Source organism: Paucibacter sp. KCTC 42545 (assembly GCF_001477625.1).
Classification (GTDB): domain Bacteria; phylum Pseudomonadota; class Gammaproteobacteria; order Burkholderiales; family Burkholderiaceae_C; genus Paucibacter_A.
In genome coordinates this window covers 5055200-5070278 of record NZ_CP013692.1, presented here as the reverse complement: position 1 = coordinate 5070278, position 15079 = coordinate 5055200, and the positions used below count along the sequence as shown (strand labels likewise).

Sequence of the window (15079 nt, the reverse complement as noted above, 5' to 3'; positions counted from 1 at the left end):
AAGGCGGGCACGCGCCCGCTAAAGCTTAGAAGTCGCAGTGGCTGGCCAAGGCCGGCTCGGCCGCTGGCACGGTGTCAACACGCGCCACACCACCGGCGCGCAGGCGATCCACTTCGGCCTGCACCTGCGCAGGGCTCAGCACTTGCTGGCGGGCGTGGAACACCCAGTCCACATCCTGCTGATACACCCGCGGCTCGCTGCTGGCCGGCAAAAGCCCGCCGGGCGAGAACCACAGATTGAAATTGATCGACATCAGCACAACGGGGTAGTTGCGCCCGCCATGCTGGGCGAGCTGGCGGCCGTCCAGAAACAATCGCGTCTTGCCATCGGCGATCTGCATCATCAGCACATGCCAGCCGTCCAGGCTGCCGTGTTCCTCGTGCGACTGATTGAACGCCTGCCAAGGGTCGAGCTGCACGGTCTGCCAGGTGATGCCGTAGAGCCGGGTCTTCTCGCTCCCCCAACCACCGTTGGCCAGGTACTCAAAGTCGAGTTCGCTGAATTCGGGGTCGAAGTCGTGCTTGAGCGGCGCCACCACGTAAAAGGTCTGGATCACCGGGTCGCCATCGACGCCGCGCAGCGGCTTGTCGGTGAAGCGAATGCGGGCGGCATAAGTGCCTTCCAGATACTTACGGGCGTGGCACAGCTGCGTTTGCTGGGTGCCAGCGGGCGTGCCGTCAGTCTGTGCGGTCAGGCGCAAGAGACGCTTGCCCGCTTGCTGCGGGTCGGCCACCAAGCTGATCTGCTCGGGCGACCAAGCAGCGCCGGGCACACCGGGGTGGCCGGCAGCGCTACGCGGTGTCCAGCCGCCGGCCTTCAGCGCGGCCAGGTCGGGGTAATTGAAGTCGTCAAAAAAGAATCCGGCCTTTGCGGGAGCGGCTGCTGCAGCCGATGCTGCTGCAAGCTGCTCCCCTCCACCTAAAGCAAAGGCCGGACTGAAGACCAAATTCAGCCCTGCCGCCAAAGCGACGGTCAACACTCGGAGACAACTGGTGCGGAAAAACACGCCACGCATCATGCTCAGCTTCACTGCGCCGTGACGGCGTCGGCCTTGGGCTCGCCAGCAGAAACAACTTCAGTCTTGCCCAGCGTCGGCATCTTGACGAAGAACATCAGCAACAGCGCCGGCAGGCCGCAGACGATGGTCCAAAGGAAGAAATGCTCATAGCCCATGGCCATCTGAATGTCACCGCTGATGGTCTTGGAAAAAATGAAACCCAGTTGCATCACCCCCGAACCCAGGGCGTAATGCGCGGTCGAGAACTTGCCCGGCGCCACCACCTGCATGATGAACAAAATCATGCCGACGAAGCCAAAGCCATAACCAAACATCTCCACGGCCACCGCCGCGCCGATGTGCAGCATGTCGGCCGGGTGCGCCACGGCCAGGTAGTAGAAGGTCAGATTGGGCACGCCCATGGCCAGAATCAGGATGGGCATGGCGCGCTTCAGGCTCAGCCAGGAGGTGAAGTAGCCGCCCAGAATGCTGCCGATCAAAAAGGCGCCGGTACCAACCGTGCCGTAGATGCCACCGACCTGTTCGGTCGTCAGGCCCAGGCCGCCCTTCTCGCGCGCTTCGATCAGGAACAAGGGGCCGATGGTTTGCACCTGGCCTTCGGCAAAGCGGAACAGCACGATGAACAAAATCATCGCCCAGATGCCGGGCTTCTTGAGGAAGTCGGCAATGACCTCCTTGAGCGTGCGCCAGACATTGGCTGCGCTGCGGTCCGCTGTGACGGGGCTCAGCACATTCGGCAGCACCTTGGCGTTATAGGCCGCCAGGGCAGCCAGCAAAATCGCCAACACCGCGAAGATCACGCTCCAGGCGTTGAACACGCCCATGCTCTTTTCAAGATGGCCGGCCAGCACCAGTAGGCCGCCCAGAGTCAGGAATTTGGAGGCATTGAAGAAGGCCCCCTGCCAGCCGGCATAAGCCGCTTGCTGCTTGGGGTCGAGCGAGGCGAGGTAAAGACCGTCGCAAGCGATGTCATGCGTGGCCGAGGCATAGGCCAGCAGGAACAGCACCGCAATGCTGGCGGCAAAGTACATCGGCATCTGCACGGCCAGGGCCATCAGGCCTAAGCCCACCGCGCCGGTGAACTGCATCGCCACCACCACCAGCTTCTTGCTGCGCGCCAACTCCAGGAAGGGGCTCCACAGCGGCTTGATCGCCCAGGCCAGGCCCAACAAGCCGGTCCAGCGCGCGATCTGGTCGTTGGGCACGCCCATGTTTTTGAACATCAGGCCGGCCAGCAGCATGACGACGAAGAACTGCATGCCCTGCACAAAGTACAGGCTGGGCACCCAACGGATGGGCGAGCCCGCTTGTGGCGCGGGGGCCGAGGTCGGCGGCGTGGATTGGGACATGCGCAGGTCTCCTGATGTTCGACTTGTTTGGGCTGGCTGAATCAGCCCAGGCTGACCGGCGACTGCGCCGTGGCCTCGGCCCGGCCTTCCAGCCAGGCTTGCAGGCCAGCCAGGGCGCCATCGGCATAACCCCAACTCACCACGGTAGGCCCTGGCACATCCAGCGCCTGGAAGGGGTTCCACAGCACCAGATGCAAATCAGGCTGCCAGGTCTTGGCATTGGCGCCGTAACGCATGCGATGGGTGGAGGCCACGATGTTCAGCGTGCCGGCCTCGGCGGGCGGCAGCTGCGCCCAGTCCAGGGCCAGGATGTCGTCCACAAAACGGATCTCGGCCTGCGGGAAGTTGGCGAACAGCGCAACGATTTGCTGGCCCGAGGGGCCGGCTTCCGAAACGCCGTCGGTGGGCACCTCGGGCTGCACGAAGACGCGCAGCTTGGCATCAAGGGCCGGCGCCTTGGCGCCGCGCAAGGCCGTCAGGCCACGCGCCCAAGCTTGGCGCATCAACTGGTCGTCAGCGGCGCGCGGCTCGCCTTGGTAGTCGTCATGGCGCACCGGGTAGGCGGCGGCCAGTTTGTCCAGGCGGGCGCAGGCGATGCGGCCTTGCTCGGCCGACAGCTCGCCGCTGGCGAAGGCGTCTTTCAAAGCTTGGATGGACTTGCCCTGCTCTTCCAGGTCGCCCTGGGCCAGGATCATGTCGGCACCGGCGTCGATGGCCATCACGGCGGCGCGGGCGTAGCCGTAGCGCTCGAAGATGGCTTTCATCATCAGTGCGTCGGTGATCACCACCCCGTCATAGCCCCACTCACGGCGCAAGATGTCGCCGAGGATCTTCTTGGACAGAGTGGCAGGATGCTCGGGGTCGATCTGCGGGTAGACGATGTGGGCCGTCATCACGGCGGGCGCTTCGTCACGCAAGGCCTTGAAGGGGCGCAGCTCCAGCGCGTCCAGCTCAGCGCGGCTCTTGTCCACCGTGGGCAGGGCCAGGTGCGAGTCCACATGCGTGTCGCCATGGCCAGGGAAGTGCTTGACGCAGCAAGCCACGCCTTCGCGCAGCGAGCCGGCCATCCAGGCGCCGGCCAGGCGGGTCACGTCGTCGGCGTCTTCCGAGAAGCTGCGCTCGGCGATCACCGGGTTGGCCGGGTTGTTATTGATGTCCAGCACCGGCGCGAAATTCCAGTTGATGCCGATGGAACGCAGGCCGCGTGCCACGGCCGCGCCCACGCTTTCCGCCAAGGCGGCATCGTCAGCCGCACCCAGGGCCATGGCCGAAGGAGCTTGCGGCAAGAAGGTGGCGCGCACGACGGAGCCGCCTTCCTGGTCCAGGCCGATCAAGGCCGTGGGGCCCATCACATTGCGCAGGTCGGCGGTGAGCTGGCGCACTTCGGCCTCGGTGCCCAGGTTCTTGCGGAACAGGCAAACAGCACGAACTTGGTTGGCGCGCAGAAACTCGGCGGTGGCCAGATCCAGGCTCTTGCCCTGGATGTCGACCATGACCAACTGGCCGGGGTGGAAAGCGTTCATGATTTTGAGCAGTAAGGCGGGCACCGAGGCCCGCCGTTTCTTCGAGATCGCAGCGGACGCAGCGGGTGGCAACCCGCCGCAGCTACATCAATTGGTCTTGGTGACCTTGGCCAAGTGCGGCGGCTGGTCCGGGTTGCGGCCGCGGGCGCGGGCCAGGGCTTCCACCATCGGGTAGAAGCTCTGAATTGCAGCGATGGGGTCCAGGTCCTCATTGCCGGTGCAGCTCAGCGGCAGCTCGGCGCCAGGCGTGCCAGCAGGTGCTGCCAGCAGCACGCGGGCACCACGGCCGCGCATCTCTTCGGCCAGCGCCAGCAAGCCGGCTTGGGCGGGGCCGCGCGGTGCGAACACCAGCATGGGGTAGCCTTGGTCCACCAGCGCCATCGGGCCATGCTTGACCTCGGCGCCCGAGAAAGCCTCGGCCTGAATGCCGCAGGTTTCCTTGAACTTCAGCGCCGCTTCCTGGGCGATGGCCAGGCTGGTGCCGCGGCCGATGACGAAAAGCTTGTCGGCGTTCTTCAGCACGTCCACCGCCACATCCCAACGCTGGGCGGCAGCTTCGCGCAGGGCGTTGGGCAGCTGTTGCAGGGCGGCTTGCAGGTCTTCGTCTTGACCCCAGGCGGCCACCACGCGGGCACCGGCCACCAGCTGGGCGATATAGCTCTTGGTCGCGGCAACGCTGTTCTCAGGGCCGGCATGCAGGGAGAAAACAAACTGCGAGGCTTCGGCCAGCGGCGAGCCAGGGGCATTCACAAAAGCCACGGTGCGGGCACCGCCGGCACGGAAAAATTTGGTCGGCGCCACCAGGTCAGGGCTTTGGCCCGACTGCGAGAAGGCCAGCGACACCAGGCCGTCGCTCTTGATCTTGCTTTGGTACAGGGTGATCAGCGACATCGGCAGCGAGGTCACCAAAGTGCCCATGCGCGCCATCATCAGATAAGCCATGTAGTGAGCGGCATGGTCGGAGCTGCCACGCGCCACGGTCAGCAGCGAGGTGGGCGGCTGGGTGCGCAGGGCTTCGCCCAGTTCGGCATAGGCGTTTTGGTCGTGGGCCAGCTGATTCGCCACCACATCGGGGGCGCTCAGGGCTTCTTCGAGCATGCGGGTCTTCAAGTTATCCAACGAGGTCAATTTCTTCTCCTTCAACGACCACCCGCTGCAGCTGCAGCTCCCGGTCCAACACCACCAAATCAGCCCAAGCACCGACCGTCAACTGACCCCGATCACTCACGCCCATGTATTCCGCCGCATAGGTCGAGACCCGCCGCGAAGCGTCTTCAATCTCCAGCCCCATGCCGACCAGATTGCGCAGCGCCTGGTCCATGGTCAGCGTGCTGCCGGCCAAGGTGCCATCGGGCAAGCGCACGCCACCCAGGCATTTGGTCACCGTGTGACGGCCGAGCTTGTATTCACCATCAGGCTGGCCGGCGGCGGCGGTCGAGTCGGTCACGCAGAAGGTGCAGGGAATCGAGCGCAGGGCAACACGGATGGCACCGGGATGCACATGCAGCAGGTCTGGAATGATTTCGGCATAGCGGCCATGCGCCAGCGCGGCGCCGACCATGCCGGGCTCGCGGTGATGCAAGCCGGTCATGGCATTGAACAAATGGGTGAAGCCCTGCGCGCCATGCGCCAAGGCGGCCACGCCATCTTCGTAAGTGCCCAGGGTGTGGCCGATTTGCACCTGGAAGCCGGCCGCGCGCAGCTCGGTGATCAGTTCCAGATTGCCGGGCAGCTCCGGGGCGATGGTGATCAGCTTGATGGGCGCCAGCGCGTTCAACTCACGCACTTCCGCCATCGCCGCCGCCTTGGCGAAGGGCGGCTGCGCGCCCAGCTTGCCAGGGTTGATGTAAGGACCTTCCAGATGGACGCCGAGGATGCGTGCGCCCTGGGGGTCGCGGGTGGTGCAGATCTCGCCCAGCGCGGCCAGCGCGTTGCGGATGTCCTCCATCGGCGCCGTCATGGTGGTGGCCAGCATGGCGGTGGTGCCGTGGCGCACATGCAGCTTGGAGATCTGCCGTGCGGCGTCGCCGCCTTCCATGGTGTCGTGGCCGCCGCCGCCGTGCACATGCACGTCGATGAAGCCGGGCAGGATGATGGGCAGGGCCAGCTTGTCGTGGCGCACTTGCGCCTCGGTGACCGGCTCGCCGGTGATGGCGGTGATGCGCCCTTCGCGCTGCTCGATTCGGCCACGTACAAAGCCCGCAGGCGTCAGCACATAGCCGTCAACTTGTTGAAACTCCGCCATCATCCCTCGCCGTCCTATCCTTCGCGCCGCATCTCGGCGACAAAATCGTAGTAATCGCTGCGGCAATAGGAATGGGTCAGCTCCACCGCATGACCCGATTCCAGATAACCCACCCGCGTGATGAACAAAACCGCCTGCCCCACCGGCACTTCCAGCAAGCCGGCCAACTTGGAGTCGGCATTGATGGCGCGGATGTGTTGCAGCGCGCGCACCGGCGCACCGCCCAGGGTTTGCAAATGCTCGTACAGCGAGGCCTGCACCGCTTGTGGGTCGGGCAAGACCGACTCCGGCAAGACGCTGACCTCGTAGGCCATCACCACCGTGTCGGCCAGGCGCAAACGCTCCAGGCGCGCCACGCGGCCGCCGGTGCTCAAGCCCAGGCTCAGCTGTTCATCAGGGGCGGCGGCCGTGAATGTGCGGGTCAGCCAGCGCGAGCTGGGCTTGAAGCCGCGTTGCTGCAGCTCTTCCGAAAAACTGGTCAGGCGTGAGAGCGGCTGCTCCAGCTTGGGCGCGATGTAATTGCCCGAGCCGCGCTTGCGCACGATCATGCCTTGCTCGACCAGGCGGTCGATGGCCTTGCGGGCGGTGACGCGGGACAGCTCCAGTTGCTCCGACAGCACGCGCTCCGATGGCAAGGCCTCATCGGCCTGAAACACCCCGTCACGAATCGCTTGGGCCAGTTTTTGCGCTAATTGCATGTACAGCGGCGAAGCCGCTGTGGGGTCCGGTTTGAATTTGAATGGCATGAGATCACTGTTCCAAACGTTGGAGGACGCCGCGAATCAAATGCAGCGCCCCGTCTGCGGAATCGCCTTGCGGCGCAACACAACGGGACGCAATGGTGCCTGAGAATTTGGGAGCCAAGCGCAGGGCGATGCTGCCGCACAGCGCCAAGGGCAATTCGGCGGCCGGATCCAGCGCCAGCGCCAGGCGCTCCAACTCCACAACGGCCTCGGCCACAAAGCCTGCGGCGACCGGGTCAGCGCCCTCGCCTTCAGCATGCTCGAAGACCAGGCGCGCCAAGCTGGCATAGGCATGTTGGCCAGCTTTGGAGCACCAATCCAGCATGGCTTCGCGGTCGTCACCGGCCACGGCCCAGATGGCCCGGGCGAGCGCACCAGCCGGCACGCGCCCGTCCAGCGCTTGCTGGGCATGGCGAATCGCCTTCAGGCCGAGCCAGGCGCCGCTGCCTTCATCGCCAACGATCCAACCCCAGCCGCTAATGCAGTCGCGCGAGCCATCACGGCGCAGCACTTCACCGACCGAGCCAGTGCCCGCCGCCACCACCGCACCGGGTTGGCCACCGTGGGCACCCAAAACCGTGGTGAAGCCATCACCATCCAGCGCCACCACGGCAAAGCCGGGCTGACGCGCATAAAAGTCCATGGCCTGGCTGACCACGCTGGCACCCGAAAGCCCAAGGCCAATGGCGCATTGCGACAGCGGCAACTCAGCAATCCCCGCTTGCGCCGCCGCAGCCTGCAAGGCCTGCTGGATATGGCGCCAAGCCTGCTCAGCGCCCTGCCCCAGAGCCGAAGGCCCGGCCTCGCCCTGGCCCAACAAACGGCCATCGCGCGCGCTCAAACGCAGCCGCGTGCCCGTGCCGCCACCATCCACACCGACCAAATAGGCCACACCGGCCAGATTGACGACATCGGAGCCCAAGACATGGGCAGGCACGGTGGAGGATGCTGAATTCATAGTGATACCAGTCTAATACCAAAAGACGAGACTGGTCAATCGGTGTTGCCCTGAGTTTTTGGACTGCACCTATTCCGCGCAGTCATCTGCCAACAGCACCAGTCCACCTAGGGACAATACCAGTTTAGAACCAAGTGCGCGATTGGTAGCAGCCCTGATTTGAGCGACCGCAGGGCAAAAACGCTACTCGCCATGCCCGCTTTTGGGGCAGCTTGCCGCATCTGCAAAAGCGCGCCTTGCGCAAGCGCAGTTTTCGCCGGTCAAGGCCTCGTGCACGCTAGACCAGCGCCATGCTCAACCGACACTCCCATGCCGGATCAGGACGGCTGGCCGCTCTGCGCAGTGAAGTCAAGAAGGAGGCGCTGACCGCAGGCCGGCGACGGGTGACATGAACGAAGCAGAGCGGCCAGCCGTCCTGATCTCACCCATACCCAGCACCTTGGGCCAAAACGAAAGATCGAATGAATCGGCAAGCCCTGCCGCTGGCGCTACAAAGCCCAGTCCATCCCCTGCCCCCGTTGGCTTTGCAGCCAAGCCGAAGCTTGCGAAAAGTGCCCGCAGCCAATGAAGGGCAGAGGCGGGCGCAGGGCCGACAACGGCGAAGGGTGATTGGCTTGCAGGATCAAATGCGCAGGCCCTGCCGCCGCGATCAGCGCTGCCTTGGCCTGGGCATGCGCGCCCCAGAGCATGAAAACCTTGGGCGCGGGGTCTTGGGCCGCGGCTTGAATCAGGGCGTCGGTCAAGGCCTCCCAGCCTTGCTTGGCATGGCTGGCGGGCGCGCCGTCTTCCACCGTCAGACTGGTGTTGAGCAAGAGCACGCCGCGCTGCGCCCAATCGCCCAAATGGCCATGCATGGGCGGCTGCAGGCCCAGGTCGCGCTGCAATTCCTTGAAGATATTGCGCAGGCTGGGCGGAAACTTGTTCAGCTCGGGCGGCACCGAAAACGCCAAACCCTCGGCCTGACCGAGGCCGTGATACGGATCTTGACCCAGGATCACCACACGGGTCTCGCGCAGCGGCGTCAGGCGCAGGGCCCGCCAGGGGTCGGGCGGATAGATCAGCGCCCCAACTGCTTGGCGCGCCTGCACAAACTGCAGGCATTGCAGGCCGGCCGCACTGGCCGCCCAGGCGCTGAGCACGGGCTGCCAGCCGGCATCAATGCCAGCGGCGGCATCGGCGATGTCTGCCCGCGACATCATCATTCCCATCCGCTCAGGCGAACAGTTCTGCCAAGGCCACACCCGGCTCGGGCGCGCGCATAAAGGTCTCGCCCACCAGGAAGGCATGCACATTGGCCGCGCGCATCTTCTGCACATCGGCCCGCACCAAAATGCCGCTTTCGGTGACCAGCAAACGATCGGCGGGCACTCGGGGCAGCAGGCCCAGTGTGGTGTCCAGCGTCACTTCGAAAGTGCGCAGATTGCGGTTATTGATGCCCAGCAGCGGGGTTTTGAGCTTGAGGGCGCGGTCCAGTTCGGCGCCGTCGTGCACCTCCACCAGCACATCCATTTTGAGCGCGTGCGCCACGGCTTCCAGGTCGGCCATTTGCGCGTCATCCAGGCAGGCGGCGATCAGGAGAATGCAGTCCGCACCCATGGCGCGCGCTTCGAAGACTTGATATTCGTCCACCATGAAATCCTTGCGCAGCACCGGCAAGGCGCACGCCGCCCGCGCCTGTTCCAGATAGGCTTGCGAGCCCTGGAAGAACTGCACATCGGTCAGCACGCTCAGGCAGGCCGCGCCATGAGCGGCGTAGCTTTGCGCGATCTCGGCCGGGCGGAAGTCGGCGCGGATCACGCCCTTGCTGGGGCTGGCTTTTTTGATCTCGGCAATCACGGCCGATTGGCCTGCCGCGATCTTGGCGCGCAGCGCGGCCTCGAAGCCGCGCGTATCAAGCCGGCTCTCAGCGTCGTCGCGCTGGCTGGCCAGCGAGCGGGCCTGGCGGGCCAGCTTGAGCTCTTCGTGTTTGACCGCAACGATGCGATTGAGGATGTCGGACATGGTGATTGATTCGGTTGACGGGTCGTAAATTGAAACGCTCGGCGTTCACACCAAGCAATCCATTCCAAAAGGGTGAGCGCGGCGTTCGCGCCAGCCTAGCGGCAAGCCTTGGCATCGTGCAGGCGCTTGTGCAGTTCCGCCTGCAACTGCGGATTGTCTCGGTTGGCGATTTTGCTGATGTCCATTTCGATGTCGCGAATCTCGCGCGCTGAGGGGCATGGCTTGGGCGGCGCAGCACTCTTGCCACCGTCCTGATCTTGAATCGCAGTCACCACACCATCGCGTGTGTAAACATAGACCGTGCGGCCATTGCGGTAGTAAATCAGCTGGTCTTGCTGGCTGCCGCCGTACTGGCCCGTATTGGTCCGATCCGGGCTGCCAAGCGCCTGGCTCAGTTCATCTTGCGTCATGCCCACCATGGGCCGACCCACATTGATGGCTTCGCGGATGCGCAGGCGCCGCTCCAGCTCCACCAACTTTGCTTGCGCGGACTGACCGTCTTTGGGCGGGCCCGAGGCCGGCTCGGACGCAGAGCCCGCCGCATGGCGCAGACGCTCTTGCTGCTCACTGGCCGCGCAAGGCGTCTGCTGAAACGTCACGGCGCCGTCGGCGGATTTGCATTTGTACTGTGCCTGCACACCGGTGCTGAACAGCAAGGCCCCGCAAGCCAGCGCCACCAGCTTGGCCCATTGGCGCTGATGAGGGCAAGCCTTCACAAACGCCCTCACCGGCTTGGCTTGCTGCAAGGCTGGCATCAGGCGCCGCATGGCATCAAGCCGCGCCCAAGCGCTGCGTCGCGGCCACAAACTGATCCAGCTTGGCGCGCGCTGCGCCGCTGGCAATGGCTGCGCGGGCGCGGGCGATGCCGTCGGCAATCGAGTCGGCCACATTGGCGGCGTAAAGGGTAGCGCCGGCATTCAGCAGCACGATGTCGCGTGCGGCGCCGGCCTGGTTGTCGAGCGCGCCGAGCAGCATCACGCGCGACTCCTCCGGCCCGGCCACCCGCAGCGTGCGGTTGGACACCATGGCCAGGCCAAAGTCCTCGGGGTGGATTTCGTATTCGCGCACGGCGCCGTCCTTGAGCTCACCCACCAAGGTGGCGGCACCCAGGGAGATTTCGTCCATGCCGTCCTTGCCGTAAACCACCACCGCATGCTCGGCGCCCAGACGCTGCATCACGCGCACCTGAATACCCACCAAGTCGGGGTGGAACACGCCCATCAAGATATTGGGGGCGCCGGCCGGGTTGGTCAGCGGGCCCAAGATATTGAAGATGGTGCGCACGCCCAGCTCCTTGCGCACCGGGGCGATGTTCTTCATCGCCGGGTGGTGGTTGGGCGCGAACATGAAACCGATGCCGGTGTCGTACACGCTTTGCGCCACCTGATCGGGCGTGAGCATGATGTTGGCGCCCAGCGCCTCCAGCACATCGGCGCTGCCGGTCTTGCTGCTGACGCTGCGATTGCCATGCTTGGCCACCTGCGCGCCGGCCGCAGCCGCCACAAACATCGAGCAAGTGGAGATATTGAAGGTGTGGGCGCCATCACCGCCGGTGCCCACCACATCGACCAGATGCGGGTGGGCGGCTGGGTCCAGCGGCACCTTGTTGCTGAGTTCGCGCATCACCTCGGCGGCGGCGGCGATCTCGCCGATGGTTTCCTTCTTGACCCGCAGACCCACCAGGATAGCGGCGGCCATCACGGGCGACATCTCACCGGCCATGATGCGGCGCATCAGCGCCAGCATTTCGTCGTGAAAGATCTCGCGGTGTTCGATGACGCGGGTCAGGGCTTCGGCATTGCTGATAGGCATGATCTTGTCTCTCACAGTCAATAGGGTCCGGCCGTTGATTGGGCGGTGGCCAGGTCGTGCGGGCCGGCGTCGGCCGAGAAGAATTCGCGCACCGCTGCGAGCGTGCGCTCGACACCGGCGCTGTCCACATCCAGATGGGTCACAAAGCGCAGGCCGATCAGGCCGGTGGCCCAGATGCCACGCGCCTTCAAATGCGCCAGCAAGGCGGCACCGCGGCCATCGGCCACGTCGACAAACACGATGTTGGTGGCGGCCGAGCGCACGCTCAAGCCCGGGATGCCGCCCAGGCCCTCAGCCAGTTGCTCAGCCAGGGCATGGTCCTCATGCAAGCGCTGCACATGATGGTCCAGCGCATGGTTGGCCGCAGCGGCCAGCAAGCCCACCTGGCGCAGGCCACCGCCCACCATTTTGCGGATGCGATGCGCGCGCCCGATCAGCTCGCGCGAGCCGCACAGAATCGAGCCCACCGGCGCGCCCAAGCCCTTGCTGAAGCAGACCGAGACGCTATCGAAATGCGCCGTGATGCGGCGCAGCGCGGCGAACACATCGCCCCCCGGCCCGGCATCAAAAGCCGCGGCATTGAAGACCCGCGCGCCGTCCAGATGGCAGGCCAGGCCATGCTGGCGCGCCAGCGCCGTAGCCTCGGCCAGATAGCTGTGCGGCATGGGCTGGCCGTTCCAGGTGTTTTCCAGGCACAGCAGCTTGCTGCGCGCGAAGTGCGGGTCGTCGGGCTTGATGGCGGCGGCAATATCGGCCAAGGCCATGCGCCCTTGCGCGTCCTGCGTTAGCGGTTGCGGCTGGATGCTGCCCAGCACGGCCGCACCGCCGCCTTCGTAACGGTAGGTGTGGGCCAACTGGCCAACGATGTATTCATCACCGCGCTGGCAATGCGCCAGCAAGCCGCACAAATTGCTTTGCGTACCCGAGGCCATGAAAAGCGCGGCCTCCATGCCGGTGAGCTCGGCCACGCGCGCTTGCAGGGCCAGCACCGTGGGGTCGTCGCCGAACACATCGTCGCCGACCTCGGCGCGCGCAATGGCCTCGCGCATGGCGGCCGTGGGTCGGGTGACGGTGTCGCTGCGGAGGTCAATAATTTTCATGAGAGCGAACCGATCAAAGGGCCAGATTGAGGAAGTTCTTCAGCATCGCGTGGCCATGCTCCGAGAGTATGGACTCGGGGTGGAATTGCACGCCTTCCATCGGTGTCGCCGTGCCGGCCAGCGCGCGGTGGCGCACACCCATGATCTCGCCGTCTTCGCTGCGGGCGCTGATTTCGAACTCGGCCGGCATGCTGGCTTCCTCGATCACCAGGGAGTGATAGCGGATCACGCTGAACTCGCGCGGCAAGCCCTTGAACACACCCTTCTGGTCGGTGCTGATGGTGCTGGCCTTGCCATGCATCTGGGTTTTGGCGCGCACGATCTTGCCGCCCAGTGCCGCCCCCATGCTTTGGTGCCCCAGGCAAACGCCCAGGATGGGCAGCTTGCCCATGAAGTGCTGAATCGCCGGCACGCAGATGCCAGCCTCGGCGGGCGAGCAAGGGCCGGGCGAGAGCACCAGGTGATCGGGCTTGAGCGCCGCGATCTCGCTCAGGCTGATTTCGTCGTTGCGAACCACCTTCACCTCAGTGCCCAGCTCCCCAAAGTACTGCACCAGATTGAAGGTGAAACTGTCGTAGTTATCGATCATCAGCAACATATCAAAACCCCTCTTCCACCAACTCGGCTGCGCGAATCAAGGCCCTGGCCTTGTGCTCGGTCTCGGCCCATTCCAGCTCCGGCACCGAATCGGCCACCACACCGGCCGCGGCCTGCACATACAAGGTCTGGTCTTGCACGATGCCGGTGCGGATGGCGATGGCCAAGTCCATATCGCCGGCAAAGCTCAGGTAGCCGCAGGCGCCGCCGTAGATGCCGCGCTTGACGGGTTCCAACTCATCAATGATTTCCATCGCGCGGATCTTGGGGGCGCCGCTAAGGGTGCCCGCCGGGAAGGTGGCGCGGAAGACATCCATGCTGCTCAGGCCCTGGCGCAGCTGCCCCTCCACATTGGAAACGATGTGCATGACATGCGAGTAGCGCTCCACCGCGAAAGCATCGGTGACCTTGACCGAGCCGGTCTCGCTGATGCGGCCCAGGTCGTTGCGGGCCAGGTCGATCAGCATCAAGTGCTCGGCGCGCTCCTTAGGGTCGGCCTTGAGTTCGGCTTCCAGCGCGTGGTCCAGCTCGGTGGTGGCGCCGCGCGGGCGGGTGCCCGCCAGGGGGCGAATGGTCACCGTCTGCTGGCCAGCCAGGCCAGCCACCGCAGCCTCCTGGCGCACCAAAATCTCCGGCGATGCGCCGACGATCTGGAAGTCCCCCATGTCGTAGAAGTACATATAGGGGCTGGGGTTGAGCGAACGCAGCGCCCGGTACAGGCTTAGCGGCGACTCGGTATAGCGCTTGCGCAAGCGCTGGCCGAAGACGATTTGCATCGCATCGCCCGAAGCGATGTATTCCTTGGCCTTGAGCACGCCGGCCAGATAGTCGGCCTTGGCAAACTCGCGCTCGACGGGATGCGGCTGCACTCGTTTGACCTGCGGCGCGCTGACGCTATAGGTGAGCTGGTCACGTAGGGCGGTTAGGCGCTTCTGGGCGCGGAAATAGCTTTCAGGCTGGGCCGGGTCGGCGTAGACGATCAGATAGAGCCGGCCCGACAGGTTGTCGATGACGGCCAGCTCTTCGCACTGCAAAAGCATCACATCGGGGGTATTGAGCCCACCGGGCTTTTCCGTCTTAGCCAGCTTGGGCTCGATATAGCGCACCGCGTCATAGCCGAAGTAGCCGGCCAGGCCACCGCAGAACCGCGGCATACCGGGTCGCAGCGCGACTTTGAAGCGCTTTTGATAGGCCTCGATAAAGGCCAGCGGGTCGCCCTCATGGCGCTCGGTCAGCTGACCATCGGTCGTCACCTCGGTGATACGGCCGTGGCTCTTGAGCACCGTGCGGGCCGGCAGGCCGATGAAGGAATAGCGGCCGAAGCGCTCGCCGCCCACCACCGACTCCAGCAAAAAGCTGTTCTTGCCGCCGCCCGCGCCACTGGCGCACAGCTTGAGATAGAGCGAGAGCGGGGTTTCCAGGTCAGCGAAGGCTTCGCTGATCAGCGGAATGCGGTTAAAGCCTTGGGCGGCCAGGCTTTTGAATTCAAGTTCAGTCATCACGAAACCCTTTGAAGGAAGGGAAACGGCGGCCCGGCCATGCAGGTGTTGGGGCGCGCCGCTGGATTCAGGGCGCTTGGCTGACAGCGAATTTTTCACGCGACCGACCGGTTCGCCAACATGGGCTCAGGTCAGGTTTCGCGCCGGCCGCTTCACTCATCGGAGTGAGAGGCAACCGGTCATGCAGCATCAAGCGGCTTCAGCGATTGAAGACGTGCGAGTGACGACGCCAGG

The 15079-nt window shown here is 64.8% G+C and carries 14 protein-coding genes; all 14 read right to left on the bottom strand.

What is annotated here, in order from left to right; all coding sequences use genetic code 11:
• Nucleotides 1-25: 25 nt before the first annotated feature.
• The 14 genes from AT984_RS21720 to trpE all read right to left on the bottom strand — a co-directional run bounded on the left by AT984_RS21720 (nucleotide 26) and on the right by trpE (nucleotide 14848).
• A complete protein-coding gene (locus tag AT984_RS21720; RefSeq protein ID WP_156422174.1) occupies nucleotides 26-979 on the bottom strand; it encodes a glycoside hydrolase family 16 protein in 954 nt (317 codons plus the stop codon).
• Between the two features lie 47 nt (nucleotides 980-1026).
• Nucleotides 1027-2367, bottom strand: coding sequence for an MFS transporter (locus tag AT984_RS21715; protein ID WP_058721884.1), 1341 nt, complete (start codon nucleotides 2365-2367; stop codon nucleotides 1027-1029).
• Nucleotides 2368-2408: 41 nt separating this feature from the next.
• Nucleotides 2409-3890 (bottom strand): beta-N-acetylhexosaminidase, encoded by a 1482-nt coding sequence (nagZ, locus tag AT984_RS21710; protein WP_058722536.1) that lies wholly within the window; start codon nucleotides 3888-3890, stop codon nucleotides 2409-2411.
• Nucleotides 3891-3977: 87 nt separating this feature from the next.
• Complete coding sequence (locus tag AT984_RS21705) at nucleotides 3978-4988, bottom strand: SIS domain-containing protein (protein WP_058722535.1); 1011 nt, start codon at nucleotides 4986-4988, stop codon at nucleotides 3978-3980.
• 13 nt (nucleotides 4989-5001) lie between these two features.
• Nucleotides 5002-6135, bottom strand: coding sequence for an N-acetylglucosamine-6-phosphate deacetylase (nagA, locus tag AT984_RS21700; RefSeq protein ID WP_058722534.1), 1134 nt, complete (start codon nucleotides 6133-6135; stop codon nucleotides 5002-5004).
• A 14-nt stretch (nucleotides 6136-6149) separates the two neighbouring features.
• Nucleotides 6150-6881 carry a GntR family transcriptional regulator gene (locus AT984_RS21695; RefSeq protein ID WP_058721883.1) on the bottom strand — a complete coding sequence of 244 codons (732 nt, stop codon included), beginning with the start codon at nucleotides 6879-6881 and terminating at the stop codon, nucleotides 6150-6152.
• A gap of 4 nt (nucleotides 6882-6885) precedes the next feature.
• On the bottom strand, nucleotides 6886-7836 hold the full coding sequence (locus AT984_RS21690) for a BadF/BadG/BcrA/BcrD ATPase family protein (RefSeq protein WP_058721882.1): 951 nt from the start codon (nucleotides 7834-7836) through the stop codon (nucleotides 6886-6888).
• Nucleotides 7837-8324: 488 nt separating this feature from the next.
• Complete coding sequence (locus AT984_RS21685; RefSeq protein WP_058722533.1) at nucleotides 8325-9032, bottom strand: uracil-DNA glycosylase; 708 nt, start codon at nucleotides 9030-9032, stop codon at nucleotides 8325-8327.
• 16 nt (nucleotides 9033-9048) lie between these two features.
• Nucleotides 9049-9837 (bottom strand): indole-3-glycerol phosphate synthase TrpC, encoded by a 789-nt coding sequence (gene trpC, locus AT984_RS21680; RefSeq protein WP_058721881.1) that lies wholly within the window; start codon nucleotides 9835-9837, stop codon nucleotides 9049-9051.
• 95 nt (nucleotides 9838-9932) lie between these two features.
• Nucleotides 9933-10592: a DUF4124 domain-containing protein gene (locus AT984_RS21675; RefSeq protein ID WP_197418202.1), complete on the bottom strand. Its 660-nt coding sequence runs from the start codon at nucleotides 10590-10592 to the stop codon at nucleotides 9933-9935.
• A 16-nt stretch (nucleotides 10593-10608) separates the two neighbouring features.
• Complete coding sequence (gene trpD, locus AT984_RS21670; protein ID WP_058721879.1) at nucleotides 10609-11649, bottom strand: anthranilate phosphoribosyltransferase; 1041 nt, start codon at nucleotides 11647-11649, stop codon at nucleotides 10609-10611.
• Between the two features lie 17 nt (nucleotides 11650-11666).
• Nucleotides 11667-12749 carry a low-specificity L-threonine aldolase gene (ltaE, locus tag AT984_RS21665; RefSeq protein WP_058721878.1) on the bottom strand — a complete coding sequence of 361 codons (1083 nt, stop codon included), beginning with the start codon at nucleotides 12747-12749 and terminating at the stop codon, nucleotides 11667-11669.
• 13 nt (nucleotides 12750-12762) lie between these two features.
• Nucleotides 12763-13347: an anthranilate synthase component II gene (locus AT984_RS21660; RefSeq protein WP_058721877.1), complete on the bottom strand. Its 585-nt coding sequence runs from the start codon at nucleotides 13345-13347 to the stop codon at nucleotides 12763-12765.
• 1 nt (nucleotide 13348) lies between these two features.
• A complete protein-coding gene (gene trpE, locus AT984_RS21655; RefSeq protein ID WP_058722532.1) occupies nucleotides 13349-14848 on the bottom strand; it encodes an anthranilate synthase component I in 1500 nt (499 codons plus the stop codon).
• Nucleotides 14849-15079: the final 231 nt, after the last annotated feature.

Coding starts and splice junctions, on each gene's coding strand:
- AT984_RS21715 (WP_058721884.1), bottom strand. CDS start 2,367: ATGTCCCAATCCACGCCGCCGACCTCGGCCCCCGCGCCACAAGCGGGC.
- nagZ (WP_058722536.1), bottom strand. CDS start 3,890: ATGAACGCTTTCCACCCCGGCCAGTTGGTCATGGTCGACATCCAGGGC.
- AT984_RS21705 (WP_058722535.1), bottom strand. CDS start 4,988: ATGCTCGAAGAAGCCCTGAGCGCCCCCGATGTGGTGGCGAATCAGCTG.
- nagA (WP_058722534.1), bottom strand. CDS start 6,135: ATGGCGGAGTTTCAACAAGTTGACGGCTATGTGCTGACGCCTGCGGGC.
- AT984_RS21695 (WP_058721883.1), bottom strand. CDS start 6,881: ATGCCATTCAAATTCAAACCGGACCCCACAGCGGCTTCGCCGCTGTAC.
- AT984_RS21690 (WP_058721882.1), bottom strand. CDS start 7,836: ATGAATTCAGCATCCTCCACCGTGCCTGCCCATGTCTTGGGCTCCGAT.
- AT984_RS21685 (WP_058722533.1), bottom strand. CDS start 9,032: ATGTCGCGGGCAGACATCGCCGATGCCGCCGCTGGCATTGATGCCGGC.
- trpC (WP_058721881.1), bottom strand. CDS start 9,837: ATGTCCGACATCCTCAATCGCATCGTTGCGGTCAAACACGAAGAGCTC.
- AT984_RS21675 (WP_197418202.1), bottom strand. CDS start 10,592: ATGCCAGCCTTGCAGCAAGCCAAGCCGGTGAGGGCGTTTGTGAAGGCT.
- trpD (WP_058721879.1), bottom strand. CDS start 11,649: ATGCCTATCAGCAATGCCGAAGCCCTGACCCGCGTCATCGAACACCGC.
- ltaE (WP_058721878.1), bottom strand. CDS start 12,749: ATGAAAATTATTGACCTCCGCAGCGACACCGTCACCCGACCCACGGCC.
- AT984_RS21660 (WP_058721877.1), bottom strand. CDS start 13,347: ATGTTGCTGATGATCGATAACTACGACAGTTTCACCTTCAATCTGGTG.